Origin of the sequence: Streptomyces sp. NPDC046915 (assembly GCF_040644935.1) — a bacterium.
Taxonomy (GTDB): Bacteria; Actinomycetota; Actinomycetes; order Streptomycetales; family Streptomycetaceae; genus Streptomyces.
The window spans coordinates 588492-613891 of sequence record NZ_JBEYXB010000002.1 but is presented as its reverse complement, the minus strand read 5'-3'; the positions used below and the strand labels follow the sequence as shown (position 1 = coordinate 613891).

24 protein-coding genes are annotated in these 25400 nt (G+C 71.5%); 10 read left to right on the top strand and 14 right to left on the bottom strand.

All coding sequences use genetic code 11. The features are described 5' to 3' along the window. Positions 1-59: 59 nt before the first annotated feature. The 3 genes from ABZ915_RS07470 to leuA all read right to left on the bottom strand — a co-directional run bounded on the left by ABZ915_RS07470 (position 60) and on the right by leuA (position 4890). Positions 60-2135: an MMPL family transporter gene (locus ABZ915_RS07470; RefSeq protein WP_361797304.1), complete on the bottom strand. Its 2076-nt coding sequence runs from the start codon at positions 2133-2135 to the stop codon at positions 60-62. A 152-nt stretch (positions 2136-2287) separates the two neighbouring features. Continuing rightward, complete coding sequence (locus ABZ915_RS07465; protein ID WP_361797301.1) at positions 2288-2983, bottom strand: TerB family tellurite resistance protein; 696 nt, start codon at positions 2981-2983, stop codon at positions 2288-2290. Positions 2984-3168: 185 nt separating this feature from the next. Beyond that, positions 3169-4890, bottom strand: a complete 1722-nt coding sequence (leuA, locus tag ABZ915_RS07460) for a 2-isopropylmalate synthase (protein WP_361797298.1) — start codon at positions 4888-4890, stop codon at positions 3169-3171. Between the two features lie 334 nt (positions 4891-5224). Between leuA and ABZ915_RS07455 the strand changes: the two genes are divergently transcribed. The 4 genes from ABZ915_RS07455 to ABZ915_RS07440 all read left to right on the top strand — a co-directional run bounded on the left by ABZ915_RS07455 (position 5225) and on the right by ABZ915_RS07440 (position 9263). Continuing rightward, the gene (locus tag ABZ915_RS07455) at positions 5225-6295 is read left to right on the top strand and encodes a M4 family metallopeptidase (RefSeq protein ID WP_361797295.1); all 1071 of its coding nucleotides are present in this window, start codon (positions 5225-5227) and stop codon (positions 6293-6295) included. Between the two features lie 45 nt (positions 6296-6340). Further along, entirely contained in the window at positions 6341-6607 is a 267-nt protein-coding gene (locus ABZ915_RS07450) for a protealysin inhibitor emfourin (protein ID WP_361797292.1), read from the top strand. Between the two features lie 92 nt (positions 6608-6699). Continuing rightward, positions 6700-8013 carry a GH1 family beta-glucosidase gene (locus ABZ915_RS07445; RefSeq protein WP_361797289.1) on the top strand — a complete coding sequence of 438 codons (1314 nt, stop codon included), beginning with the start codon at positions 6700-6702 and terminating at the stop codon, positions 8011-8013. Further along, complete coding sequence (locus ABZ915_RS07440; protein WP_361797286.1) at positions 8010-9263, top strand: MFS transporter; 1254 nt, start codon at positions 8010-8012, stop codon at positions 9261-9263. Before ABZ915_RS07445 ends, ABZ915_RS07440 begins: the two co-directional genes overlap by 4 nt. 13 nt (positions 9264-9276) lie before the next feature. Here the strand turns inward: ABZ915_RS07440 and ABZ915_RS07435 are convergent, their stop codons facing one another. Then, positions 9277-10131, bottom strand: coding sequence for an NAD-dependent epimerase/dehydratase family protein (locus tag ABZ915_RS07435; protein WP_361797283.1), 855 nt, complete (start codon positions 10129-10131; stop codon positions 9277-9279). 136 nt (positions 10132-10267) lie between these two features. Between ABZ915_RS07435 and ABZ915_RS07430 the strand changes: the two genes are divergently transcribed. The 4 genes from ABZ915_RS07430 to ABZ915_RS07415 all read left to right on the top strand — a co-directional run bounded on the left by ABZ915_RS07430 (position 10268) and on the right by ABZ915_RS07415 (position 14423). Beyond that, positions 10268-11134, top strand: coding sequence for a helix-turn-helix transcriptional regulator (locus ABZ915_RS07430; protein ID WP_361797280.1), 867 nt, complete (start codon positions 10268-10270; stop codon positions 11132-11134). Between the two features lie 167 nt (positions 11135-11301). Beyond that, entirely contained in the window at positions 11302-11778 is a 477-nt protein-coding gene (locus ABZ915_RS07425) for a hypothetical protein (protein ID WP_361797277.1), read from the top strand. Positions 11779-11922: 144 nt separating this feature from the next. After that, the gene (locus ABZ915_RS07420) at positions 11923-13251 is read left to right on the top strand and encodes a beta-xylosidase (RefSeq protein ID WP_361797274.1); all 1329 of its coding nucleotides are present in this window, start codon (positions 11923-11925) and stop codon (positions 13249-13251) included. Positions 13252-13349: 98 nt separating this feature from the next. After that, positions 13350-14423, top strand: coding sequence for a DUF916 domain-containing protein (locus ABZ915_RS07415; RefSeq protein ID WP_361797271.1), 1074 nt, complete (start codon positions 13350-13352; stop codon positions 14421-14423). Here ABZ915_RS07415 and ABZ915_RS07410 read toward each other — a convergent pair. Together ABZ915_RS07410 and ABZ915_RS07405 are read right to left on the bottom strand one after the other, a co-directional pair. Further along, positions 14317-14655 (bottom strand): P-II family nitrogen regulator, encoded by a 339-nt coding sequence (locus tag ABZ915_RS07410; RefSeq protein ID WP_361797268.1) that lies wholly within the window; start codon positions 14653-14655, stop codon positions 14317-14319. The genes ABZ915_RS07415 and ABZ915_RS07410 overlap by 107 nt on opposite strands. Next, on the bottom strand, positions 14652-15968 hold the full coding sequence (locus ABZ915_RS07405; protein ID WP_361797265.1) for an ammonium transporter: 1317 nt from the start codon (positions 15966-15968) through the stop codon (positions 14652-14654). The genes ABZ915_RS07410 and ABZ915_RS07405 overlap by 4 nt, the downstream gene beginning before the upstream one ends. A 173-nt stretch (positions 15969-16141) precedes the next feature. Between ABZ915_RS07405 and era the strand changes: the two genes are divergently transcribed. Continuing rightward, a complete protein-coding gene (gene era / locus ABZ915_RS07400; RefSeq protein ID WP_361797262.1) occupies positions 16142-17095 on the top strand; it encodes a GTPase Era in 954 nt (317 codons plus the stop codon). Positions 17096-17117: 22 nt separating this feature from the next. Here the strand turns inward: era and ABZ915_RS07395 are convergent, their stop codons facing one another. The 8 genes from ABZ915_RS07395 to ABZ915_RS07360 form a co-directional block, all read right to left on the bottom strand. Continuing rightward, a complete protein-coding gene (locus tag ABZ915_RS07395) occupies positions 17118-17471 on the bottom strand; it encodes a cytidine deaminase (protein WP_361797259.1) in 354 nt (117 codons plus the stop codon). A 17-nt stretch (positions 17472-17488) separates the two neighbouring features. Further along, the gene (locus ABZ915_RS07390) at positions 17489-17848 is read right to left on the bottom strand and encodes an MmcQ/YjbR family DNA-binding protein (RefSeq protein ID WP_361797256.1); all 360 of its coding nucleotides are present in this window, start codon (positions 17846-17848) and stop codon (positions 17489-17491) included. Next, on the bottom strand, positions 17845-19155 hold the full coding sequence (locus ABZ915_RS07385; protein ID WP_361797253.1) for a hemolysin family protein: 1311 nt from the start codon (positions 19153-19155) through the stop codon (positions 17845-17847). The genes ABZ915_RS07390 and ABZ915_RS07385 overlap by 4 nt, the downstream gene beginning before the upstream one ends. 9 nt (positions 19156-19164) lie before the next feature. After that, positions 19165-19662: an rRNA maturation RNase YbeY gene (gene ybeY, locus ABZ915_RS07380; RefSeq protein ID WP_355931716.1), complete on the bottom strand. Its 498-nt coding sequence runs from the start codon at positions 19660-19662 to the stop codon at positions 19165-19167. A 12-nt stretch (positions 19663-19674) separates the two neighbouring features. After that, positions 19675-20754, bottom strand: a complete 1080-nt coding sequence (locus ABZ915_RS07375; protein ID WP_361797250.1) for a PhoH family protein — start codon at positions 20752-20754, stop codon at positions 19675-19677. Between the two features lie 159 nt (positions 20755-20913). Next, positions 20914-21966, bottom strand: coding sequence for a PfkB family carbohydrate kinase (locus ABZ915_RS07370; RefSeq protein ID WP_361797754.1), 1053 nt, complete (start codon positions 21964-21966; stop codon positions 20914-20916). A gap of 197 nt (positions 21967-22163) precedes the next feature. Next, a complete protein-coding gene (locus ABZ915_RS07365; protein ID WP_361797247.1) occupies positions 22164-23453 on the bottom strand; it encodes a glucarate dehydratase family protein in 1290 nt (429 codons plus the stop codon). After that, entirely contained in the window at positions 23450-24388 is a 939-nt protein-coding gene (locus ABZ915_RS07360) for a 5-dehydro-4-deoxyglucarate dehydratase (RefSeq protein WP_361797244.1), read from the bottom strand. Before ABZ915_RS07360 ends, ABZ915_RS07365 begins: the two co-directional genes overlap by 4 nt. A 96-nt stretch (positions 24389-24484) precedes the next feature. Between ABZ915_RS07360 and ABZ915_RS07355 the strand changes: the two genes are divergently transcribed. Next, positions 24485-25264: an IclR family transcriptional regulator gene (locus ABZ915_RS07355; protein ID WP_361797241.1), complete on the top strand. Its 780-nt coding sequence runs from the start codon at positions 24485-24487 to the stop codon at positions 25262-25264. Positions 25265-25400: the final 136 nt, after the last annotated feature.

Here is a 25400-nt window from a genome sequence, read left to right as displayed (position 1 = left end):
AGCCCACCCATCCTGTATCAGCCGGGCGCCCCCGCGGCGGGCGGGGACGCCAGGCGCTCTCACTTCACCGGCTGCGGCTCGCGGACCGGCCGTACCGGGTCCGGCGTCCGGGACAGCGGCCCCGGCCACCACACCCGGCGCCCGAGGGCCACGCTCGCGCTGGTCACCAGGTAGGTGCGGACGAGGAAGGTGTCCAGGAGCACGCCGACCGCGATCACGAAGCCGAGTTCGACGAGCTGGACGAGGCCCATGTTGGTCAGCACCGCGAAGGTGGCCGCGAGGACCAGTCCGGCGGAGGCGATGACCCCGCCGGTCGTGCGCAGCGCGGTCAGCGCGGCGGCGGCCGGTTCCGCGCCGCTCAGCGACTCCTCCCGCATGCGGTGCATGAGGAAGATGCCGTAGTCGACGCCGAGGGCGACCAGGAACACGAAGGACAGCAGTCCGAGGCCGGGGTCGGTGCCGTGGAAGCCGAACAGCGGCCCGAACACCAGTCCGCCGATGCCGAGCGCCGCGCCCCACACCGCGATCACGGCGGCGGCCAGGATCAGTGGTGCGACGAGGGAGCGCAGCAGGGCGACGAGGATCAGCAGCACGGAGACGAGGACGATCGGGACGACCACGAGCCGGTCGCGGGCGTTGGTGTCCTCCAGGTCGATCTGCTGGGCGCTGGGCCCGCCGACGTAGGAGCCCTTCAGGGTGTGCCGGAGTTCCTTGATGGTGGCCGTCTCGCCGGTGGACTGGGGCGGGGCGGCGGCGAGCACGGAGATCTCCGTCCAGCCGTCGCCGCCCCGGGTCCGCCGGGCGCTCGCGACGCCGTGCGTGGCGCGGATCGCCGTGAGGGTCGCGTCGGTCCGGCCGGCCGGGGTGATGACGTCGATGGGCTGGGCGGAGCGTTCGGGGTAGGCGCGGGCGAGGGTCTCCATGGCGGCGACGGAATCGGGCCGGTCGACGAAGGAGTCCTGCTGCTTGACGGTGCCGGGCAGGTTCAGGGCGCCGAGCGCGAGGCCGCCGAGCAGGACGGCGCCGAGTGCGAGGACGGTTTTCGGCCGCCGTCCGGCGGAGCCGCCCATCGCGGCGAACAGGGACCGGCGGGCGGTGGGCGTGCTGCCGTAGGCGGGGACGAGCGGCCAGAAGACGCGGCGGCCGAGCAGGACGAGGACGGCCGGGAGCAGGGTGAGCATCGCGGCGAGGGCGCAGAGCACGCCGACCGTGCCGAGCGGGCCCATGCCCCGGCTGGAGTTGAGGTCGGCGGCGAGCAGGCAGAGCAGTCCGGCGGCGACCGTGCCGGACGAGGCGAGCACGGCGGGCCCGCAGCCGCGCAGGGCGGCCCGCATGGCCTCCGGCGGCCGCTCGTGGCGGCGCAGTTCCTCGCGGTACCGGGAGACGAGCAGCAGGGCGTAGTCGGTGCCGGCGCCGAAGACGAGGATGGTCATGACGCCGGAGCTCTGACCGGAGACGGTGGTGCCGAAGGCCTGGTGGAGACCGTAGGCGACGCCCATGGAGAGGAAGTCGGCGACGCCCGCGACGGCCAGTGGGACCAGCCAGAGCAGCGGGCTGCGGTAGATGAGGATCAGCAGGACGGCGACCACGGCGACGGTGGTGTAGAGCAGCGGTCCGCCGAGCGACTGGTAGACCTCGGAGGCGTCGGTGGCCAGGGCGCTGGGTCCGCCGACCCGGACGGTCAGCCCATCCTGGTCGTGGGCGATGTGGCGGACGTCGTCGACGAGGGCGTCCCGCTTCTTCTCGTCGGTGCCCGGCTCGTTGCTGGTGACCGGGTACACGAGCGTGGTGCCGTCCCTGGACGGGGTGCCCTTCGGCGTGCCCGTCAGCGCGTGCTGCCGGGCGACGGCCGCGACCTGCTGCCCGGCCGTGGTCCGGTCCGCGGGGGTGAGGCCGCCGTCGCGGTGGTAGACGAGGACCAGTTCGGTGTTCTCGCCGCCCGGCAGCCGGTCCTGGATCTTCGCCACCCGGGTGGAGTCCGCGCTCGCGGGCAGGTAGTCGGTGACGCGGTTGTGCTGTACGTCGGCGAGCTTCGACGCGAACGGCGAGACGATCGCCAGGACGCCGATCCACAGGGCGAGCGCCACCCAGGGGATGGCGCGTCGTCGTGTGCGTGTGTTCTCTCCGGCCCCCATGAGTGCGGGCCCTCCCTCCGGCGCGGCTGTCTGGATGCGTTCTCCAGGCTTCCGGCGCGGAGGGCGGTAATCGTCGGGCGGGAGGGCGAGTTCGGGCGTACTGCGCCGGGTGTCCGGACGGCCGGACTACTCCCCGGGGAGTATCGGGAGGCCTACGAGGGTGTCCGGGCCGCCGCCAGCAGTCTGGTCACGTCGTCGGCGCGGATGGTGAGCGCGGCGCCGACGGTGATCAGGGCGTCGCGTTCGGCCGGGGTGTAGGGGCCGTCGGCGAGGGCGACGCGGGCGGCCTGGAGGAGGATCGACTCGCGGCCGGCGGCGGCGAGGTGCGGGGCGAGCGGGTCGAGGGACTCGTGCAGTTCTATGGCCAGGCTCGCGCCGCCCGGCTGCTCGAAGACCCGGCCGGTGTCGGCGTGGAGGGCCTCGACGAGCGCGGCGAGCTGCTCCTCGGTGCAGTCCTGGAGGCCGGCGGCGCGTACTCCGCCGGCCGCCGTCTCCAGGGACGCGCGGGCGCAGGTGCCGCCCGCCGCCAGGACGGCGAGGGCGACGGTGTGCACGGCGTCGCGGAGCATGGCGGAGAAGCGGGAGGTGGTGGGGTGGTCGAGGACGTCGGTGCCGAAGTGGTGACGGCAGGACGCGCACTCCACGACCGGCCCGGTCACCCCGCGGGGCAGGACGGGCACGCCCAGGAGGGTGAAGCGGCGGCGGCCGGTGAGGCGCTCGTAGTTGCGGTCGCCTCCGCAGCCCGGACAGAAGAACTCGCCGTCGCCGACGGGTGTCCACGCGACGCGGGTACCCACAATGCGGACAAGCCTGGTGGCACGGTCGTCTCGTCCCCGTACTGGCAGCACGTCGCACCTCCGTAACGACGCGGCAACATCGCCGCGCTGGCGTGATGTTAGCCACATTGTTGAGGTGGAGTCAGTACCCCGTACGAGACCTGTCCGTGACCTTCACGAACAGATGGCCGATATACGACGGTGCCCTGACCGCCGTGAGAGGCGGCCAGGGCACCGAAAGCGCTGGTCGGAAGGGGTCAGCGGGTCGCTCGGTTCACTGCGGACACGACCGCCTTGAGTGACGCACGCGTCGTGTTCGCATCGATGCCGATGCCCCACAGGACCTTGCCGTCGATCGCGCATTCGATGTAGGAGGCGGCCTGCGCGGAGGCGCCCTCGCTCATCGTGTGCTCCTGGTAGTCCAGCAGGCGTACGTCGATGCCGATGGACTCCAGGGCGTCGAAGAAGGCGGAGATCGGACCGTTGCCGGAGCCGGTCAGGACGGTGTCCTCGCCGTCGACCGTGGCCTCGACGGTGAGGGCGTCCACGCCGTCGGTGTCGGTGGTCGACTGGCCGGTGCGGACCTGGATGCGGCCCCACGGGTTCTCCGGGTTCGGCAGGTACTCGTCCTGGAAGACCGCCCAGATGGCGCCGCCGGTGACCTCGCCGCCCTCGGCGTCCGTCTTCGCCTGGATGAGCTTCGAGAACTCGATCTGCATCCGGCGGGGCAGGTCCAGCTTGTGGTCGTTCTTCAGGACGTACGCGATACCGCCCTTGCCGGACTGCGAGTTGACGCGGATGACCGCCTCGTAGGAGCGGCCGACGTCCTTGGGGTCGATCGGCAGGTACGGGACCGCCCACTCGATGTCGTCGACGGTGACGCCCTTGGCGGCCGCGTCGGCCTCCATGGCGTCGAAGCCCTTCTTGATGGCGTCCTGGTGGGAGCCGGAGAAGGACGTGTAGACCAGGTCGCCCACGTACGGGTGGCGCGGGTGGACCTCCATCTGGTTGCAGTACTCCCACGTACGACGGATCTCGTCGATGTCGGAGAAGTCGATCTGCGGGTCGACGCCCTGGGAGAAGAGGTTCATGCCCAGGGTGACCAGGTCGACGTTGCCGGTGCGCTCGCCCTGCCCGAACAGGCAGCCCTCGACGCGGTCGGCACCGGCCATCAGGGCCAGCTCGGCGGCGGCGACGGCCGTGCCGCGGTCGTTGTGCGGGTGGATCGACAGGACGACGTGCTCGCGGCGGGACAGGTTGCGGCCCATCCACTCGAAGCGGTCGGCGTGCGTGGAGGGGGTCGAACGCTCCACCGTGGCGGGCAGGTTGAGGATGATCTCGCGGCCCGGTCCGGGCTGCCAGACGTCCATGACCGCCTCGCAGACCTCCAGCGCGAAGTCCAGCTCGGTGTCGGTGAAGATCTCCGGCGAGTACTGGTAGCCGAACTCGGTCTCCGGGCCCAGCAGCTTCTCGGCGTACTCCATCACCAGGCGGGTGCCGTCGACGGCGATCTGCTTGATGTCGTCCTTGGAGCCGCGGAAGACGACCCGGCGGAAGACCGGGGCGGTGGCGTTGTACAGGTGGACGTTGGCCCGCCTGGCGCCCTTCAGGGACTCCACGGTCCGCTCGATCAGGTCCTCGCGGGCCTGGGTCAGGACGGAGATCGTGACGTCCTCGGGGATCGCGCCCTCTTCCTCGATGATCGAGCGCACGAAGTCGAAGTCGGTCTGGCCGGAGGCGGGGAAGCCGACCTCGATCTCCTTGTAGCCCATCTTGACCAGCTGGTCGAACATCCGGCGCTTGCGCTCGGGCGACATGGGGTCGATCAGGGCCTGGTTGCCGTCACGCAGGTCGGTGGAGAGCCAGCGGGGGGCGTCGGTGATGCGCCGGCCGGGCCAGGTGCGGTCGGGGATGTCCACCTGCTCGTACCGGCCGTACTTGTGGATCGGCATGGAGGTGGGCTGCTGGCGGTTCGCCATGATTGCGTGGGCTCCTCGAGAAGTCCGGTGTGACCGGTGTCCGGAAGGACGGCCGACGACGCAACACCAAGCTCCGCGGGGAGGGAGTCGGCCTCTACAGGCCCTCGCCGCGGCAGCTAAGAAGAAGCAGCCCGAAACGCATGATGCTCCGCAGCCTAGCCGAGGCCCCGCCGAACGCGCGGGACCGTCCCAGTATGCGGGACCGTAAGGATGAACCGGACAAAAAGTGCGCCATACCACTCCGTGACGCTGCGCGACGCCGAATGTCGGCGTATTTCACCAATCATGGTTGCGAGTAGTGACACGGGAGTCACTCAGTGCAAGGGTGCCCGGCATGACGACCAACGGGGGCTTCCAGCCCGTCTTCTGCACGATCGTGCCGCCGCACGTCCTCGACAAGCTCGCGCAGGCCGAGGACTCCGCGCTCTCCGCACCCGCCCGCCGGTCCCTGGAGCACGACGCCTACCAGCGCACCAAGCGGCGCCTGACCACGGTCATCGGCGCGTCCACCGTCGCCCCGCCCGCCGGGGCCGCCGCCGACCAGCCGCACCGCACCATCTACGACGCCGGGCACACCGAGAACCTGCCCGGCGACAAGGTCCGCGCGGAGGGCTCCGACCCCGGCGGCGACGCCACCGTCAACCGCGCCTACGCGGGCCTCGGCGCCACGTTCGAGCTGTACCTCAAGGCGTACGGCCGCCACTCCATCGACGACAACGGGCTGCCGCTGGACGCCACCGTGCACTTCGGCGAGAACTACGACAACGCCTTCTGGAACGGCGAGCAGATGGTCTTCGGCGACGGGGACAACGAGATCTTCCTCGACTTCACCATCCCGGTCGACGTCATCGGCCACGAACTGACCCACGGCGTCACGCAGCACACCGCCAACCTGACCTACTTCGGCCAGCCCGGCGCGCTCAACGAGTCGCTCTCCGACGTCTTCGGCTCGCTGATCAAGCAGTACAGCCTCGGCCAGACCGCCGCCGAGGCCGACTGGCTGATCGGCGCCGGGCTGCTCGCCCCGCGCGTCACCGGCACCGCGCTGCGCTCGATGAAGGCCCCGGGCACGGCGTACGACGACGACGTCCTCGGCAAGGACCCGCAGCCCGCGACCATGGACCACTACGTCCGCACCGGCCGCGACAACGGCGGCGTCCACATCAACTCCGGCATCCCCAACCACGCCTTCTACCTGGCCGCCACCGCCCTCGGCGGCCACTCCTGGGAGAAGGCCGGCCAGGTCTGGTACGACGTGCTGACCGGCGGCGAGCTGCGGCAGGACGCCCTGTTCGCGGACTTCGCCACGCTGAGCGTGAAGGCCGCGCGCGAGCGGTACGGCGCCGGGGACGAGCTTCAGGCCGTGCAGAAGGCATGGGAACAGGTCGGGGTCCGGACGCTGTGACGCGGACGCTGTGCTTCCCGGCGGATCCGTACTAGACAGGGACCCATGCGGATTCGGGTGAGGCGCACGGGCGGGTTCGCGGGCATCGAGCGCCGCGCCGAGGTGGACACTTCGGCGCGGCCCGATGCCCACGAATGGCAGGCCCTGGCCGAGAAGGCACTGGCCGACGGCCGGGACACGCCCCCGACGGGGGTTCCGGACGGTTTCAGCTACACGATCACCGTGGACGGCAGAACGGTGTACGCCGCCGATCCCCGGCTGACCCGGGAGCAACGGGAACTGATCTCCCGCGTCCTCAAGGAGGGCGCCTAGCCGTCCCGGACACGGCCCGCTCCTCGTTGCCCAACGCGCAGTTCACTCCCGGGCGTTGACTTCCGTTACCGGCGGTAAGGATGATCGCGCCCATGGCGACTGATGCAGGCAACCCGATACCCCGGTTCCCGGCCGGCTTCCTGTGGGGCGTGTCGACCTCGGCCCACCAGATCGAGGGGGCCGCGGGCGAGCGCGAGGCCTCGGTGTGGGACGCGTTCACGGCCGGGCCGGGGCGGGTGAAGGACGGCTCGACGGCGGACGTGGCCTGCGACCACTACCACCGCTACCGGGAGGACGTGGCGCTCCTGGCCGGCCTGGGCGTCGACGCGTACCGCTTCTCCGTCTCCTGGCCCCGGGTGAACTCCCCCGGCGGCCTGGACTTCTACGACCGTCTGGTGGACGAGCTGTGCGCGGCGGGCGTGCGGCCCGTCCCGACCCTCTTCCACTGGGACCTCCCGGCCACGCTGGACTGGCTGGAGCGGGACACGGCGTCCCGGTTCGCCGAGTACGTGTCGGTGGTCGCCGAGCGGCTCGGCGACCGCGTGACCAAATGGATCACCCTCAACGAGCCGGCCGAGCACACCCTGCTCGGCCACGCCCTCGGCGTCCACGCGCCCGGCGGGAAGCTCCTGTTCGACGCGCTGCCGGTGGCCCACCACCAGCTGCTGGCCCACGGCCTCGCGGTACGGGCGCTGCGCGCGGCCGGCGCGACCGACATCGGGATCGCCAACTCGCACGGACCGACCTGGCCCGCCTCCGGGGACAGCGCCGACGCCGAGGCGGCGGACTTCTACGACCTGCTGCTGAACCGGCTCTTCGCGGAACCGCTGATCCTCGGCGAATACCCGGAAGGGCTTGGCGAGTTGATGCCCGGCGATGTCTCCGCCGACCTGAAGGTCATCTCCGAGCCGATCGACTGGTACGGCGTCAACTACTACGCCCCGACGAAGGTGGGCGCCCCGCAGGGCACCGAGATCGAGTTCGGCGGCATCACCATGCCCGCCGAACTGCCCTTCTCGGTACGGGACATCGAGGGCCGCCCGGTGACGGACTTCGGCTGGCCGATCGTGCCGGAGGGGCTGACGGAGCTGCTGACGGGTTTCCGCGACCGCTACGGCGACCGCCTCCCGCCGATCGTCATCACCGAGAACGGCTGCTCGTACGAGGGCGTCGACGACCAGGACCGGATCGCCTACCTGGACGGCCATGTACGGGCACTGCACAGGGCGCTGGAGGCCGGGGTGGACGTACGCGGCTACTTCGTCTGGTCGCTGCTGGACAACTTCGAGTGGGCGGAAGGGTACGCACGCCGCTTCGGGCTGGTCCACGTGGACTACTCGACTCTGGAGCGCACCCCGAAGGCGTCCTACGGCTGGTTCCGGGAGCTGCTGCGGGCACAGAGATGACGACCGTCCGCCCGCCGGGTGCGCTCACCGAGCCCGTCGAACGGGTCGGCCGGGGCTGGACGGCGTCCCTCTCGCTCGCCAACGGGGCTATCTGGGTGGGCTGGTACGGCCCCTTGCAGATCCTGCTCGCCTCGCAGGCCAAGGACTTCGCGCCCGGCTCCGGCATGTCGAAGGAGACGATGCTGGCCTGGGTGACGGGCGCCGGCGCGGTGGTGTCGCTGGTCGCGAACCCGCTCTTCGGCGCGCTGTCGGACCGTACGACGTCCCGCCGGGGCCGCCGCACCCCGTGGATCGTGGCCGGGACGGCGGGCGGCGCGCTGTCCCTGCTCCTCCTCGCGGGCGCGGGCGGGACGGCCACGATGACGCTGGGCTGGTGCCTGGTCCAGCTGACCCTCAACGCGGCCTTCGCCGCGGTGACGGCGGCCGTCCCCGACCGGGTGCCCCGGAGCCAGCGGGGCTCGGTCGGCGGCTGGCTGGGGGCGGCGCAGATCCTGGGCGTGGTCGGCGGGACGGGACTGGCGACGGCCGCCGGGGGCGTCGGGGCGGGCTATGTGGCCTGTGCGGTGTTCACTGCGGTGGGCGTGCTGCCGTACGTGTGGCGCTACGAGGATCTGCGGCTGGCCGCCGAGGACCGCCCGCCGTGGTCCCGGCGCGGCTTCCTCACGGGTTTCTGGCTGAGCCCGCGCCGGTATCCGGACCTGGGCTGGGCGTGGCTGACCCGCTTCCTGATCAACCTCAGCAACGCGCTGGTGCTGCTGTACCTCCTGTACTACCTGCGCGACCGCCTCCACTACGCCGATCCCGACGAGGGCGTGCTGATCCTGACCGCGGTGAACGGGCTGACCCTGCTGGCCACCGTGGTGGTCGGCGGGGTGTGGTCGGACCGGGTGGGCCGGCGCAAGCCGTTCGTGGTGTGGTCGGGCGTGCTGATGGCGGTGGCGACGGCGGCGCTCGCCGGCTGGCAGACCTGGCCCGGCGCGATCGTGGCGGCGGCCGTCCTGGGCATCGGTTTCGGCGTGTTCACCTCCGTCGACTTCGCGCTGATGACGGACGTCCTGCCGAAGGCGCTGGACCGCGGCAAGGACCTGGGCGTGATCAACGTCGCCAACGCCCTCCCGCAGGTCGCCGCGCCCGCCCTCGCCGCGCCGATCGTGACGTACCTGGGCGGCTACCGGGTGCTGTACCTGGTGGCGGCCGTGATCGGGCTGGCGGGGGCGGTGCTGGTGGGGCGGATCAGGGGCGTGGAGTGACGCCCGCCCGCTGCTACAGGGCGCCGGCGTCCCGGGCCGTCCAGACGCCCGGGTAGATGGGCCGGAAGCCGAGTTCCCGGCGGATCCGCTGGTTGGACATGATCCCGAACCACGGGTCGGGGTCCGTGTTCTCATGCAGCCCGGCGGGCACCTCGACGCCGTTGAGCCCGTACAGCTCGACCGTCGTGACGGGGGCGTCGTCGGCGATGTTGTAGATCCGGCCGGCGATGCCCGGCGCGTACAGCAGACGCGTCAGGCCCTGGGCGACGTCCGCGTGATGGGCCATCTGGAGGCGCTGGTGCGGGGCCCAGTTCGGGGCCCAGTGCAGGGCGTCGGAGAGGTGCGGGTCGCCCTCGCCGTAGACGAAGGGGAGCCGTCCGACACGTACGTCCAGGCCCTCCATCGCGAGCAGTTCGCGCTCGGCCTCGGCCTTGGACTCGGGGTAGGCGCCCCACATCGCGCCGCCGGGCCGGCTCTCGTCCTCCTCGGTCAGCGGGCGGCCCCGTCCGACGCCGTACACGTTGCCCGTGCTGACCTGCACGAACCGCTCCACGCCGGAGGCCTGCGCGGCGCGGCCCAGGGCCACCGCCGCGTCCCGGTTGACGGCCCACGCCTCCTCGTCGGGCACCCCGCGGAAGGAGGCGGCGACGTTCACGACCGCGTCCACCCCGGCGAGCGCCTTGCCGAGCGCCTCCTCGTCCCGCATGTCCCCCACGGCCACCTGGGCGCCCAGCTCCGCGAAGGGCTCGCCGCGGGCCGCGTCCCGCACCAGGACCCGTACCCGCTCACCCGGCTGCCGCTGGGCCAGCAGCCTCGGCACGAAGCGCCGCCCGACCTGTCCCGTCGTCCCGGTCACCAACGTCAGCATGATGTGCTCCTCACGCACTCGGTCGCCTGTCGTCGGTGACCAGCCTCGGCGGCCGGGACCGCGGGCGGGAGAGACCTCCTCATCAGGGGATCGGCAGTCCCTGGATAAGCCGGACGGCCTCCCGCACCCTGGAGAGGTGAACCGAGCCGAACTCGCCGACTTCCTGCGCCGTGGCCGGGCCCGCCTGGACCCCTCCGACGTGGGCCTCACGGCCGGCGCCCGCCGCCGTACACCGGGGCTGCGCCGGGAGGAGGTGGCGTCCCTGGCCGGCATGTCGGCCGACTACTACACCCGCCTGGAGCAGTCCCGTGGCCCCCGCCCGTCCCGCCAGATGCTCACCGCGCTGGCCCGCGCCCTGCGGCTCACGGAGGACGAACGCGACCACCTCTTCCACCTCTCCGGCGAGGAGCCGCCGCACCGGGAGGCGACCAGCACGCATGTGCGTCCGGGCCTGCTCCTGGTGCTGGACCGGCTGCACGACACCCCGGCGCTGGTGGTGACCGACTGCGGCGAGGTCCTGGCCCAGAACGCGATGTCGCGGGCGCTGAGCGGGGACGCCCTCGCCCGGCCGCCCCGCGAACGCAACATGCTCCGCCGCTTCTTCCTGGACCCGGCGGCCCAGGACCTCTTCCCGCCCGAGGACCGCCCGGAGCGGGCCCGCGAGCAGGTGGCGAGCCTGCGTGCGGTGGCGGCGGCCCGGCCCACGGACCCGGAGCCCGCCGCCCTGGTCGCCGAACTGCGTGCCGGGAGCGAGGAGTTCGCCCGCCTCTGGGACGAACACGAGGTGGCCGTCCGCCGCGTCTCGACCAAACGGTTCCGGCACCCCGTGATCGGCGTCCTCGAACTCGACTGCGAGGCCCTCGTCAACTCCGACCACAACCAGCAACTCATCATCCACACGGCCCGCCCGGGCACTGAGTCGTACGAGCGGTTGCGGTTGCTACGGGTGGTGGGCCTCCAGGACATGACCCCGACGGCGAACCTGGGTGATACCGGCCTGTGAATAGGCCGGAATTCAACCTTGCAAGCGCTTGCCCCGCGCGCATCAATGAAACCGTCACTTCCGACGGACCGTCAGATACGGCCGCCGTGCAGTTGACCGCACCCACCTGCCCAGCCCGACGGCCCGTCGACGCGTATCCACAGACGACGGGAAGGAAGCTCATGCCCATGAGAGGCAAGCGCGCAAGTACGGGTGCGGCGATACTGGTCGGGACCCTCGCGGTCACCGGACTGGCCTTCGCGCCCACCGCGGCCGCCGTCACGCCGACGTCGGCGACGATCAACGCCAGCTGCGGGCTGTTCGGCGGCGGGGCGGCGACGCTCACCGCCACGCAGAACGGCACCTCGGCCACGATGACCCTCACGTCCAGCGCCATCAAGACCCCGGTCGCGGTGGCGAAGGACTCGATCACGTCCAAGCTCACCATGGTGAAGAAGAGCGGTGGCACCACCGTCTTCTCCGGGACGAAGAATCCGGCCATGGCCGCCGGGGACCCCGTGACGGTCGGCCCGCTCAGCGGCACCGTGGCCTCCGGCGACAGCCTGGAGGCCTACGGAGGCTCGCTGGTGATGACCATCTTCGGGATCAACGTCACCTGTACGGCGACCGCGAAGCAGTCACCCGGCCCGTTCGTGTTCGACTGAGTCATCCGCTCCGGATGCCGCAGAACTGATGATCCGTCAGGTTTCTGCGGCATCTGCATTGACTTCTCACGCCGGCTCCTCATCAATGGCCCCCTGTCGGCGCAGCCGAACCGCTGCGCCCGCATCCCTCAGGAGGGGGCAAGCATGGGTCCGACACTCCGAAGACCGCGCCGGCGCCGCTGGGCGTCGCTGCTCGCGGTGACCACGGTCGCGGTCACCGCGGGCGGGGCGCTGGCCTGCCCGGCCGGCGCGGCGGGCACCAACGTGGACTTCGCGACGCACTGCATCCCGCCCGCCATCGCGGGCCTCCCGCCGATCGACGGCACCACCACCGGGAACATCTCGGTGGACAACACCAGCCCCAAGGTCGGCGACACGGTCACCGTGACGTACACCGTGGTCACCCCGGCCGCCAACAACCCCACCGACCTGGCCCTGCCCGCCGACATCATGACCCCGACCGGCAAGGTCACCCTCGGTGGCGCGCAGACGGGTGACGTGACGGTGGCGGGGCCGAAGAAGAACGACCCGGTGCCCGGCAAGGGCGTCTTCCCGTCGTTCTCCATGACCGGCACGTTCAAGGTCACCTCACCCGGCGCGATCAAGCTCTCGCCCGGCGACTACAACATCCACACCAGCTACATCCTGGAGCTGGACACCCCGTGCACGGTGACCAACCCGCCCGCGCCGGTCTCCGAGACCGTCACCGCGACGGACTCGACCCCGGTCAACAACCGTGCCATCACGCTGGGTTCGGCCTCCGGGAACGCCGGTGACAGCGTCACCGTCAACGGCACCGGCTTCACGGCGGGTGCGACCGTCACCCTGGCCGGACGCGCCGGGGACGCCCAGACCGCGGACACCGCGACCGTGACCGCCGGCACCGACGGCTCCTTCAGCGGCTCGCTCGCCGTCAACGACAGGACGACGACGGGGATCGTGGCGTACGAGGGCTCCTCCTGGAGCTCGGAGAAGGGCGCCCCGCCCGCCTCCTACGTCGTGAACGACACCACGCCCGTACCCGCCGGCAGCCAGAAGCTGACGACGACCGTGAAGGCGGGGACGCTGTCCATGTCCCAGGCCGGGGACGCCGTCTCGCTGTCGGCGGTCGACTTCGGCAAGGGCGGGGCGTCGACCGGCTCCCTCAACACGGTGACGGTCAAGGACTTCCGCGGCGGGCCCGCGGGCTGGTCCCTGACCGGCAAGGTCACCGACTTCACCGGTCCCGGCGCCAAGATCGACGCCGGAAAGCTCAGCTGGACCCCCGCCTGCGCCACCAAGGCGGGCAGCCCGAGCACCTGCAAGGCCGGTTCGGCGGGCACGGTGGGCACCTCGGGAGCGACCCTGGCGTCGACGCCCGACGGCACGCTCACCGGCGGCGAGTTCACCGTCGATGCCGGACTCTCCCTGGACGTACCGGCGTTCACGCCTCCGGGCGCGTACTCCGGCGTCCTCACCCTCACGCTCAGCTGAGCGTAAGCGTCACCTCGCCGGTGGCCGGGCGCCCGACCGCACCGGGGCCGCACCCGCCCGACCGCCGACCCGACTCATGCCTGCGGGGGTCCGCACCCATGCGCAAGCCGTACGTCCTCCTCCTGCACCGAGGCCTGCTCCGAGGCCTGCTCCCAGGCCTGTTCCTCGGCCTGCTCCTCGGCCTGTTCCTGGCCGCCGGAACGGTCCCCGCACACGCCGCCGACAACGGCAGCTGGTCCGTCTACCCCGTCTCCTCCCGCATCGCCGCCCGGCCGTACTTCTACCTCTCCGCCGACCCCGGTCAGACGATCACCGACAAGGTGGTCGTCGCCAACAAGACCGGCGAGCCCCTGACCTTCCGGCTGTACGCGGCCGACGCCTACAACACCGCCCGCGACGGCGGTTTCGCCGTGCGCACGGTCAAGGAGCGGATGCGGGGCGTCGGCGCGTGGGCGCGGCCCGCGAAGTCCCGGATCACCGTCCCCGGCCACAAGAAGATCACCGTCCCCTTCACGCTGCGCGTGCCCCAGGGTGCCGAACCGGGCGACCACCCGGGCGCGATCGTGGCGCTGGACGAGCGCGTCGAAAAGGGGGCCGCCAAGGGCGGCGGTTCCCTCGCGCTCGGTGTGCAGCGGGCCGTCGGCGCCCGCGTCTACCTGCGGGTCGGCGGGCCCACGCTGCCCGCCGTCGCCGTCGAGAACGTCCGCGTCACCCACCACCAGCCGCTCGTCCCCGGCCTCGGCGACAGCACGGCGACCGTCTCCTACACCCTGCACAACACCGGCAACGTCACCCTCGACCCGAAGGTGCGGCTGGAGGCGACGGGCATGTTCGGGCGCACGCTGCTGGCCCGCGACCTGACGAAGATCCCCTCCGAGCTGCTGCCCGGGCAGCGGGTGCGGCTCAGCGAACCCTGGCGGGGCGCGCCCCAGTTCGACTGGGGTGACGTGAGGCTGACGGCCAGCGCCACCGGCACCCGCGAGTCCGCGAGCGCCTCCTTCTTCGCGCTGCCCTGGCTGGTGGTGGCGGTGGTCTTCGCCGCCGGGGTGGCGGCCGGAGCCCTGCTCAGAGCGCGTCGGGGCCGCGCTCGCCCGTCCGCACCCGTACGACCGTCTCCACCGGCAGAGCCCACACCTTCCCGTCCCCGATCTTCCCCGTCTGCGCGGCCCTGACGATCGCGTCGATCACGTCGTCGGCGACGGCGTCCTCGACGACGACCTCGATACGGACCTTGGGCACCAGGTCGACCCGGTACTCGGCGCCGCGGTACACCTCGGTGTGGCCGCGCTGCCGGCCGTACCCACTGGCCTCGGTCACGGTCAGGCCGTGCACACCGAGCTCCTGGAGGGCGGTCTTGACCTCGTCGAGGCGGTACGGCTTGACGACGGCGGTGATGAGCTTCATGCCTGGGTGTCGACTTTCTTGGCGGCGGGGACGGACTGGGACACCGGGGCGCCGTGGCCCAGGACTCCGTGATCGTAAGCCGTCTCGGCGTGCACCGTAAGGTCCAGGCCGGTGTACTCCTGCTCCTCGCTCGCCCGGAAGCCCATCGTCCGGTCGAGCAGCTTGCCGATGCCGTACGTCATCCCGAAGGCGTACACGGCGACGACCACGACGGCGAGCAGCTGCTTGCCGAGCTGGCCGGCGCCACCGCCGTAGAAGAGACCCTCCGCGCCGCCGGTCATCGCCTTCTCGGCGAAGAGGCCGATGAGGAGGGTGCCGACGATTCCGCCGACCAGGTGGACGCCGACGACGTCGAGTGAGTCGTCGTAGTTCAGCTTGAACTTCCAGCTCACGGCGTAACTGCACAGGGCGCCGGCGGCGAGGCCGACCACCAGGGCGCCCAGCAGGGAGACGGAGCCGCAGGAGGGGGTGATGGCGACCAGACCGGCCACGGCGCCCGAGGCCGCGCCCAGGGTGGTGGGGTGGCCGTCGCGCTTCTGCTCGACGAAGAGCCAGCCGAGCAGGCCGGTGCAGCCCGCGGCGAGGGTGTTGAGGAAGGCCGCGGCGGCCAGGCCGTTCGCGCCGAGCGCGGAGCCCGCGTTGAACCCGAACCAGCCGAACCAGAGCAGGCCGGCGCCGAGGACGACCATGGGGAGGTTGTGCGGCCGCATGGCGTCCTTCTTGAACCCGAGCCGCGGCCCGAGGACCAGGCACAGCGCCAGTCCGGAGGCTCCCGAGGTGATCTCCACCGGCAGGCCGCCCGCGAAGTCGAGTGCCCCGAGCTTGTCCAGGATCCAGCCGCCCGGGCCCCACACCCAGTGGGCGACGGGAACGTATACGAGCAGCGCCCACACGGGGACGAAGACCAGCCACGCGGAGAATTTCGCCCGGTCGGCGATCGCACCGCTGACCAGGGCGGCCGTGACGATCGCGAACGTGAGCTGGAAGGTCGCGAAGAGCAGGGTGGGGACGGTCCCCTGCACGCTGTCCGGGCCGAGACCGGCCATTCCGGCGTGGTCGAGCCCGCCGACGAGCCCGCCGCCGATGTCGTCGCCGAAGGCGAGCGAGTAGCCCCCCGCCAGCCACACCACCGTCACCAGAGCGATCGACACGAAGCTCATCATCAGCATGTTGAGGACGCTCTTCGTGCGGACCATGCCACCGTAGAAGAGGGCGAGGCCCGGGGTCATCAGCAGGACGAGGGCGGTGGCGGCGAGCAGCCAGGCGGTGTCGCCGGTGTCGACGTGCGCGGCGTGTGCTGCGGCGAGGGTCACGGGTGTCTCCAACGATGTGGGGGCTCGTCAGAGGGTCACCGGCGTGCGTTTCCGGTTGCGTACGGGTGTGTTTCCGTGACGTTTCGTTGCGGGCGGGTTTCCGGAACCTCACGGGAGAGGCGGTCGTCCCCCGTTGTACGGCGGGGCCCTGTGGATCAGGGACAATGAACGCCATGAGCGTTCGTACCCAGTCATCCGAAGAGTCGGGCGGAACCGTCCACCGCGCCGGCTTCGCCTGCTTCGTGGGCCGCCCCAACGCGGGCAAGTCCACCCTCACGAACGCTCTGGTCGGGCAGAAGGTGGCGATCACCGCGAACCAGCCGCAGACGACGCGGCACACGGTACGCGGCATCGTGCACCGGCCGGACGCGCAGCTGATCCTGGTGGACACCCCGGGCCTCCACAAGCCGCGCACGCTGCTCGGCGAGCGGCTGAACGACGTGGTGCGCACCACCTGGGCCGAGGTCGACGTGATCGGCTTCTGCCTGCCCGCGAACGAGAAGATCGGCCCCGGTGACCGCTTCATCGCCAAGGAGCTGGCCGGGATCCGGAAGACCCCCAAGGTCGCCATCGTCACCAAGACCGACCTGGTCGACTCCAAGTCCCTCGCCGAGCAGCTGATCGCCATCGACCAGCTGGGCAAGGAGCTGGGCATCGAGTGGGCGGAGATCGTCCCGGTGTCGGCGGTGGGCGCGAAGCAGGTGGATCTGCTGGCGGACCTCCTGGTGCCGCTTCTCCCCGAGGGGCCGGCGCTGTACCCCGAGGGCGACCTCACGGACGAGCCCGAGCAGGTCATGATCGCGGAACTCATCCGTGAGGCGGCGCTGGAGGGTGTCCGCGACGAGCTGCCGCACTCCATCGCGGTGGTCGTGGAGGAGATGCTTCCTCGCGAGGACCGGCCCGCGGACCGTCCGCTGCTCGACATCCACGCCAACGTCTACATCGAGCGTCCCAGCCAGAAGGGCATCATCATCGGGCCCAAGGGCAAGCGTCTGAAGGAGGTCGGCATCAAGTCCCGCAAGCACATCGAGGCGCTGCTGGGTACGCCGGTCTTCCTCGACCTGCATGTGAAGGTGGCGAAGGACTGGCAGCGGGACCCGAAGCAGCTGCGCCGCCTGGGCTTCTGAGCGTTCCTCTGGCTGATCGGCCTCAGTCTGCCGAGACGGTCAGCCGAACCGTTCCATCGGGCGCAGCCACCAGCACCGGCGTCCCGGCCCCGCCAAGGTCCCGCACGGCGGCGAGATCCTCCCCTGAGGCCCCCTCGGCTTCCGTCACCACCGCCGCCGCCTCCAGGGACTTCGCCCCGGACGCCACCGCCATCGCGACCGCCGTCCGCAGGGCGCTCAGCTGAAGGGAGTCGAGGGCCACGGTCCCGGCGACGTAGGTGCGGCCGGTCTCGTCCCGCACCGCCGCACCCTCCGGCACACCGTTGCGGGCCCGTGCGGAACGGGCCAGGGTGACGATCTTGCGGTCCTCGGGGGCGAGCGCGCTGCTGTCGGTCATGCCCCGAGCATACGGAGTCAGGGGCGGTCGAGACGGAGGCGGTCGGCGCGGGGCAGCCCGGCGACGACCAGGTCGTACGAGTCCTCGATCAGCTCCCGGACCAGGCGGTCCGGGAGCTCGCCGTCGACGGTGACGGTGTTCCAGTGGCGCTTGTTCATGTGGTAGCCGGGAGCGATCAGGCCCTCGTGCTCGGTTCGGAGGCGTACCGCGTCGTCGGGGTCGCACTTGAGGTTGACCTTCAGCGGCCGGTCGTCCAGCCAGCTCAGTGCGAACATCTTGCCCAGCACCTTGAAGACCGAGATCTCCGGGTTGAACGGGAAGTCCTCCACCGCCGCGTTGAACGACAGGCAGAACGCGCGCAGCTCCTTGGGCGTCACTCCGGCTTCGTCTCCTCGTTCTCCGGCAGGTCCTCGGGGGCCACCGGCTCCACCAGCACCGTCACGATCTTGTTCCGTCGCCCGGCCGCCGCCTCCGCCGTCAGACGCAGCTTGCGCCCGTCGGGCAGTTCGACCTCGGCGGAGCCCCCGGCGATGGGCACCCGGCCCAGCGCCTTGGCCAGCAGGCCGCCGACGGTCTCCACGTCCTCGTCGTCGTACTCCTCCAGGCCGTACAGCTCGCCGAGGTCGGTGATGTCGAGGCGGGCGGTGACCCGGTGGCGGCCGTCGCCGAGGTCCTCGACGGGCGGGAGTTCACGGTCGTACTCGTCGGTGATCTCGCCGACGATCTCCTCGAGGATGTCCTCGATGGTGACGATGCCCGCGGTGCCGCCGTACTCGTCGACGGCGACGGCGACGTGGTTGCGCTGCTTCTGCATCTCGCGCAGCAGATCGCCGGCGTTCTTGGTGTCGGGCACGAAGAACGCGGGGCGCATCGCCGTGGACACCAGCTCGTTCTCGGCGTCGCGGCTGATGTGCGTCTTGCGGACCAGGTCCTTCAGGTAGACGATCCCGACGATGTCGTCCTCGTTCTCGCCGGTGACGGGGATGCGGGAGAAGCCGGACCTGAGGGCCAGGGTGAGGGCCTGGCGGATGGTCTTGTAGCGCTCGATGACGACCAGGTCGGTCCTGGGGACCATGACCTCGCGGACCAGGGTGTCGCCCAGTTCGAAGACGGAGTGCACCATGCGGCGCTCGTCGTCCTCGATCAGGGACTCCTGCTCGGCGAGGTCGACGAGCGCGCGCAGCTCCGCCTCGGAGGCGAAGGGGCCGCGGCGGAAGCCCTTGCCGGGGGTGAGCGCGTTGCCGATGAGGATCAGCAGGTACGGGATCGGGCCCATGATCCGCGCCAGCGGCAGCAGGACGTACGCCGCCGCGGTCGCCGTGTTCAGCGGATGCTGGCGGCCGATGGTGCGCGGGGAGACGCCGACGGCGACGTACGACACCAGGACCATGACGCCGATCGCGACGAGCAGGGCCTGGGCGGTGCCGTGGATCTCCTTCAGGCAGGCGTACGTGACCAGCGCGGCGGCCGCCATCTCGCAGGCGACGCGGACCAGCAGGGCCACGTTGAGGTAGCGGGTGGGGTCGGCGGCGACCTGGGCGAGCTTGGCGCTGCCGCGCCGCCCGGACTTCACCGCCTCCTCCGCCCGGAAGCTGGAGACGCGGGCGAGGCCCGCCTCCGCGCAGGCGGCGAGCCAGGCCACGACGACCAGGGCGATCGCGCCGAGGACGATCTGAGGACTCATGGGCCGCGCTTACGAGACCGTCGGCGCCGGCGACGGCCCGGTCAGGCCCTGCTCGGCGCGCCAGCCGTCCACGATCGCGGCCTGGAGCCCGAACATCTCGGCCTTCTCGTCGGGTTCCTCGTGGTCGTAGCCGAGCAGGTGCAGCACGCCGTGGACGGTGAGCAGCTGGAGCTCCTCGTCCATGGAGTGCTGCGTGGGCGCCTCCGCCCCCTGCTTGGCGGCGACCTCCGGGCAGAGCACGATGTCGCCGAGGAGCCCCTGCGGGGGCTCCTCGTCGTCCTTGCCGGGCGGCCGGAGCTCGTCCATCGGGAAGGACATGACATCGGTCGGTCCGGGCAGGTCCATCCACTGGATGTGCAGCTGCTCCATGGCGCCGGCGTCCACGACGATCACCGAGAGCTCGGAGAGCGGGTGGATGCGCATCCGAGCGAGTGCGTAGCGGGCGATGTCGAGGATCGCCTGCTCGTCGACCTCGGTTCCGGACTCGTTGTTGACGTCGATCGACATGGTCGTGCTGGTCTACTTCCCCTTGGTGGCCTTCGCTCCGGTCCTGGCCCGGCCGCCCTTGTGGGTGCCGTTCTCGGTGCCGTGCCTGCTGTCGTACTCCTCGTACGCGTCGACGATACGGCCCACCAGCTTGTGCCGTACGACATCGTGGGACGACAGCCGGGAGAAGTGGACGTCGTCGAGCCCCTCCAGGATGTCCTGCACCTGCCGCAGACCGGACTTGGTGCCGGTCGGCAGGTCGACCTGGGTCACGTCACCCGTGATCACGATCTTCGAGTCGAAGCCGAGGCGGGTGAGGAACATCTTCATCTGCTCGGGGCTCGTGTTCTGGGCCTCGTCCAGGATGATGAAGGCGTCGTTGAGTGTGCGACCGCGCATGTAGGCGAGCGGCGCGACCTCGATGGTCCCGGCGGCCATGAGCCTGGGGATCGAGTCCGGGTCGAGCATGTCGTGCAGCGCGTCGTAGAGCGGGCGCAGGTAGGGGTCGATCTTCTCGTAGAGCGTGCCGGGCAGGAAGCCCAGCCGCTCGCCGGCCTCGACCGCGGGGCGGGTCAGGATGATGCGGTTGACCTGCTTGGACTGGAGGGCCTGCACCGCCTTGGCCATGGCCAGGTAGGTCTTGCCGGTGCCGGCGGGGCCGATGCCGAAGACGATGGTGTGCTTGTCGATGGCGTCGACGTACCGCTTCTGGTTCAGCGTTTTGGGGCGGATCGTGCGGCCGCGCGAGGACAGGATGTTCTGCGTCAGTACCTGGGCCGGGGTCTCCTGCCCGTCGCTCGTCCCTGCCTCGCTCGCCTTCAGCATGGCGATCGAGCGTTCCACTGCGTCCTCCGTCATCGGCTGCCCGGTGCGGAGCACCAGCATCATCTCGTCGAACACGCGCTGGATGAGGGCGACTTCCGCCGCGTCGCCGACCGCGCTGATCTCATTGCCCCGGACGTGGATGTCGGCCGCCGGGAAGGCCTTCTCGATCACGCGCAGGAGGGAGTCGCCGGACCCCAGTACGGTGACCATGGGGTGCTGGGCGGGGACGGTGATCTGTGCTTTCGCCTGCTCCTGCGCGGGGGTGCGAGCTGTGGGTGTCTGAGTCATGGGCCGGCTCTTAAGGCCTGCGGTTCCTCCTCGTAACGGCCGCGTAGCTGAGGGCGGCCTCGCGCTATCAAGAGTACGACGGGGGGCTGACAAGACCGTAGGACTTTTCTCCGGGGGACTTGTCTCCGTGACCGTGAAGCCGGCCGGCACCGGACACCGTCAGGCCGACCGTCCGAACCCGATCGTCGGCACCGCCCTGCGCCGGGGCCACGCGGTGAGCGGCTCCTGGGGGGCCAGGCCGGCCAGGAACGCGTACCGGCGCAGGGCCGCGGGGTCCTGGCCGGCCACCGACTGGACGCGGCGCCACCACGCGCCGATCTCCGCCCACCCCGGGGCCGACAGGGAGCCGCCGAACTCCTGGACGGACAGCGCGGCGGTCAGCCCGGCGAAGGCGAGGCGGTCCGCCAGCGGCCAGCCCGCGAGGGTGCCGGTGACGAAACCGGCGACGAAGACGTCCCCGGCGCCGGTGGGGTCGAGGGCCTCGACGGCGATCGCGGGCACCTCGGCGCTCTCGCCGGTGCGCCGGTCCACCGCGTAGGCGCCCTCGGCGCCGAGGGTGACCACCGCCACCGGTACGTACTCGCAGAGGGCGCGGGCCGCCGCGCGCGGGCAGTCGGCGCCCGTGTAGCGCATGGCTTCCTCGGCGTTCGGCAGGAACGCCTCGCAGTGCTCCAGGTCGGCCAGTCCGGTCAGGTCCCAGGCGCCGGTGTCGTCCCAGCCCACGTCGGCGAAGATCCGGGTGCCCTCGCTCGCCGCCTGTGCGATCCAGCGCGCCCGCCGGCCCGGGGTCAGCGAGGCGACGGCCGCCCGCGCGCGGGGCGGGCAGTCGGGGGCGGGCTCCTCGGGGGGCGGTTCGTGGCCGTGGGAGACCATCGTGCGCTCGCCCTCGTAGGCCATGGAGACGGTCACCGGGGAGTGCCAGCCGGGGACGGTGCGGGAGGCGGAGAGGTCGATGCCCTCGCCCTGTTCGAGCGCGTCCCAGCAGTACTCGCCGTAGTGGTCGTCCCCGAAGGCCGCCGCGAGCGAGGTCCGCAGGCCCAGGCGGGCCAGTGCCGTGGCCATGTTGGCGACGCCGCCGGGGCTGGAGCCCATCCCGCGCGCCCAGGACTCGGTCCCGCGCACCGGGGCGGTGTCGAGGCCGGTGAAGACGATGTCCAGGAAGACGGTGCCGGTGAGGTAGACGTCCCAGGGCGGGTCGGCCGACGAGCGCACGGCGGAGAGCGGGTCGACGTGGGCGTGGGCGTGCGGGGCCTCTCCGAGGTGCTCCCGTTCCTCTCCGGCGAATCCGGCAAACGCGTTGGACGCGGTCACGATGGCGCTCCCTGCCGTGGTGCGGATCTGGCCAGTGTGCACCACTTCGCCCACCCGGCGGGGGGCGTGCCGCCGGGGTGGGCGGTGACCTCGGGGGCTTACCAGCGCGGCACGGACGGCGTGACCCACCGCGGGTCGGCGACGCGCATCGCCGCCGCGTCGTCGCGGTCCCGCAGCGAGCCGTCGTCCTGAGCCCAGCGGCGGTGCAGGAACGCCAGCTTCTCCTGGTCGAGTTCCACGCCGAGCCCGGGTGCGTCCGGCACGGCGAGCCGGCCGCCGGTGAAGGTCAGCCGCTCGGTGAGCACGTCCTCGGACTGCCAGGGGTAGTGCGAGTCGCAGGCGTGGTGGAGGTTGGGGACCGTGGACGCGACGTGGGTCATCGCGGCCAGGCTGATCCCCAGGTGGGTGTTGGAGTGCATGGACACCCCGACGCCGAAGGTGCGGCAGATCGCGGCGAGCTGCTGGGTGTTGCGCAGGCCGCCCCAGTAGTGGTGGTCGGACAGGACGACCTGGACGGCGTCCTTCGTGAACGCCTCCTTGATCTCGGCGAAGGTGGTCACGCACATGTTGGTGGCCAGCGGCACGTCGGTCCCGGCGGACACCTCGGCCATGGCGGGGGTGCCGAGCGCCGGGTCCTCCAGGTACTCCAGGACGTCCCCGAGCTCCTTCGCCACCTTCAGCGAGGTCTCCACGGACCAGGCGCCGTTGGGGTCAAGGCGCAGGGGGTGCCCGGGGAACGCAGCGGCCAGCGCCCGTACGGCCGCGATCTCCTCGTGCGGCGGGAAGACGCCGCCCTTGAGCTTGAAGGAGGTGAACCCGTACCGCTCCGTGAACTTCCGGGCCTGTTCGACGACTCCGGCCGGGTCGACGGCGGCACCCCAGTCGTCCTGCTCCGCCGGAACGCCTTCCGGGTGGCCGGCCCACTTGTAGAAGAGGTACGCGCTGTACTCGACCGTGTCCCGCACCTTGCCGCCGAGCAGCGCGTGCACCGGCAGGCCGAGGGCCTTGCCGAGGGCGTCGAGGCAGGCGACCTCGAAGCCGGAGACGACGGACAGCCGCAGCTTGTCGGCGGTCTGCACCCCGCGCAGCCCGCCGACGTCGACCTGGCCGGAGACCCGGGAGGCGTCCACGGACACCTCGTCCGCGAGGGTGAACAGGCCGTTGAGATCGCCGACCTGCCGGCCGACCAGCCCGTCGGCGAACGGGCGGGCGAGCTCCAGGTACTTGGTGTCGCCGTAGGTCTCGCCGACGCCCGTGATCCCGTCGGCCGTCACGACCTCCACGATGAGCCGGGGCGTGTACGGCTGGTGCACGCCCTGCGTGTTGAGCAGGGGCGGGTCGGCGACCAGGATCGGGGTGAGGCGGACGCTCTCGATGGTGAGGTTCACAGGGTGGCTCCTACGAGGTCGAGTCCGGAGGCGAGCAGGGTCTTCAGATCGGCCAGGTCGGCGGCCGACGGGTCGGTGAGCGGGGCGCGCACGGGACCCACCGGATGGCCGCGCAGCCGGGCCGCCGCCTTCACCAGCGACACGGCGTAGCCGGGCACCCGGTCGCGGAGTTCGACGAGCGGGACGTAGAAGTCGCGCAGCAGCTTGCCGGCCGTGCCGTCGTCGCCGCCCCTGAGCGCGGTGAAGAAGGCGTTCGCGATCTCGGGGGCGAAGGCGTGCACGGCGGAGGAGTAGGCGGGGACGCCGACGGTGGCGTAGGCGCGGGCCTGGATCTCGGCGGTGGCGGCTCCGTTGAAGAACAGGAAGCCCTCGGGGGCGGCCAGGGTGAGGCGCTGGAGGCGGTCGAGGTCGCTGTGGCCGTCCTTGAGGCCGATGACGCCGGGGATCTCCGTGATCCGCCGGAAGGCGTCCGTGCCGAAGGCGACCTGGCCGCGCTGGTAGGCGATGAGCGGGAGCCGGGTGCGGGCCGCGATGTGTTCCAGCTGGGCGACCAGTCCGTCCTGCGGGGCGGCGACGAGGTAGTGCGGCAGGACGAGGAGCGCGTCGGCGCCGGCCTCCTCGGCGATGCGCGCGAACCGTACGGCCTGCGCCCAGCCGTATCCGACGCCCGCCACGACGGGCACGCGGCCCGCCGCCTCCTGGACCGCGATGGAGACGACCTGGCGGTACTCGTCCTCGTCCAGTGAGAAGAACTCGCCCGTGCCGCAGGCGGGGAAGACGGCTCCCGGGGCGGTGGCGATCCGGTCCGCGACATGGGCGCGGAAGCCGTCGGGGTCGAGGGAGCCGTCCGCGTGGAAGCTCGTCAGCGGGAACGACAGCACACCGTTCGCCATCCCGGCCCGCAGCCGGTCCGTAGTGCCGTTCACCCTCAGCATCTCCCCATGTAGACGTAATCCACGTACGTAGATGAAGATTAGATACGCGAACGACGACCGTCAATGGTCCGACCCGTCCCGATTACGATCGGCCCCATGGAGACAGGGGGCGTCCGCGAGGTGAAGTCCGCGGCACGGACGGTCGAGCTGCTGGAGGTGCTCGCCGCGCGCGGGGACCGCCCGGCGCGGCTTCAGGAGCTGGCGGACGAGCTCGGCGTGCCGCGCAGTTCGATGTACGCGCTGCTCCAGACCCTCATCGGCAGGGGCTGGGTACGCACGGACGTCACCGGGTCCCTGTACGGCATCGGCATCCACGCGCTGCTCACCGGCACCGGCTACCTGGACTCCGACCCGCGGGTGCGCGCCGCACGCCCCTTCCTCGACGAGGCGTCCGAGACGCTCGGCGAGACCATCCATCTGGGGCGGCTGGACGGCCGGGACGTGGCGTACCTGGCGACGCGGGAGTCGCACGAATACCTGCGGACCATCAGCCGGGTGGGGCGGCGGCTGCCCGCGCACGCCGGCGCGCTCGGCAAGGCGCTCCTCGCGGAGCACCCGGACGCCGAGCTGCCCGAGGGGCCGTACACGGCGCTGACGCCCAACTCCCGCACGACCCGGGAGTCCTTGGCGGCCGACCTCGCCGAGACCCGGGCCCGCGGCTACTCGGTCGACCGCGAGGAGGGCGTCCTCGGCATCGTGGGCTTCGGCTTCGCCCTGCGCTACGACTCCCCCGCCCAGGACGCGATCAGCTGCTCGGTGCCGGTGGCCCGGCTGACACCGGGTCACGAGGAGCGGATCGTGGCGGTGATGCGGGAGATCAGGGCGAGGATCGAGACGACGGCGCCCGCTGCGGGCGGAGCGGTGCACTGGCGGTAACCCACCAGCGAAAGCCCGCTCGATTACCCGACTCCTCCAACCCCAAACACAATGTGACCTAGATCACGTTCTTCACGCGCTCTTCGCGCTTCTTCCGCAACCGCGTGCTTGATACAACTTGCTCGCGCGCTCCTGT

Excerpts from the sequence above, each read along its gene's own strand:
- ABZ915_RS07470 (WP_361797304.1), bottom strand. The coding sequence starts at position 2,135 with ATGGGGGCCGGAGAGAACACACGCACACGACGACGCGCCATCCCCTGG.
- leuA (WP_361797298.1), bottom strand. The coding sequence starts at position 4,890 with ATGGCGAACCGCCAGCAGCCCACCTCCATGCCGATCCACAAGTACGGC.
- ABZ915_RS07455 (WP_361797295.1), top strand. The coding sequence starts at position 5,225 with ATGACGACCAACGGGGGCTTCCAGCCCGTCTTCTGCACGATCGTGCCG.
- ABZ915_RS07450 (WP_361797292.1), top strand. The coding sequence starts at position 6,341 with ATGCGGATTCGGGTGAGGCGCACGGGCGGGTTCGCGGGCATCGAGCGC.
- ABZ915_RS07445 (WP_361797289.1), top strand. The coding sequence starts at position 6,700 with ATGGCGACTGATGCAGGCAACCCGATACCCCGGTTCCCGGCCGGCTTC.
- ABZ915_RS07440 (WP_361797286.1), top strand. The coding sequence starts at position 8,010 with ATGACGACCGTCCGCCCGCCGGGTGCGCTCACCGAGCCCGTCGAACGG.
- ABZ915_RS07435 (WP_361797283.1), bottom strand. The coding sequence starts at position 10,131 with ATGCTGACGTTGGTGACCGGGACGACGGGACAGGTCGGGCGGCGCTTC.
- ABZ915_RS07425 (WP_361797277.1), top strand. The coding sequence starts at position 11,302 with ATGAGAGGCAAGCGCGCAAGTACGGGTGCGGCGATACTGGTCGGGACC.
- ABZ915_RS07420 (WP_361797274.1), top strand. The coding sequence starts at position 11,923 with ATGGGTCCGACACTCCGAAGACCGCGCCGGCGCCGCTGGGCGTCGCTG.
- ABZ915_RS07415 (WP_361797271.1), top strand. The coding sequence starts at position 13,350 with ATGCGCAAGCCGTACGTCCTCCTCCTGCACCGAGGCCTGCTCCGAGGC.
- ABZ915_RS07410 (WP_361797268.1), bottom strand. The coding sequence starts at position 14,655 with ATGAAGCTCATCACCGCCGTCGTCAAGCCGTACCGCCTCGACGAGGTC.
- era (WP_361797262.1), top strand. The coding sequence starts at position 16,142 with ATGAGCGTTCGTACCCAGTCATCCGAAGAGTCGGGCGGAACCGTCCAC.
- ABZ915_RS07395 (WP_361797259.1), bottom strand. The coding sequence starts at position 17,471 with ATGACCGACAGCAGCGCGCTCGCCCCCGAGGACCGCAAGATCGTCACC.
- ABZ915_RS07385 (WP_361797253.1), bottom strand. The coding sequence starts at position 19,155 with ATGAGTCCTCAGATCGTCCTCGGCGCGATCGCCCTGGTCGTCGTGGCC.
- ybeY (WP_355931716.1), bottom strand. The coding sequence starts at position 19,662 with ATGTCGATCGACGTCAACAACGAGTCCGGAACCGAGGTCGACGAGCAG.
- ABZ915_RS07375 (WP_361797250.1), bottom strand. The coding sequence starts at position 20,754 with ATGACTCAGACACCCACAGCTCGCACCCCCGCGCAGGAGCAGGCGAAA.
- ABZ915_RS07360 (WP_361797244.1), bottom strand. The coding sequence starts at position 24,388 with ATGCTGAGGGTGAACGGCACTACGGACCGGCTGCGGGCCGGGATGGCG.
- ABZ915_RS07355 (WP_361797241.1), top strand. The coding sequence starts at position 24,485 with ATGGAGACAGGGGGCGTCCGCGAGGTGAAGTCCGCGGCACGGACGGTC.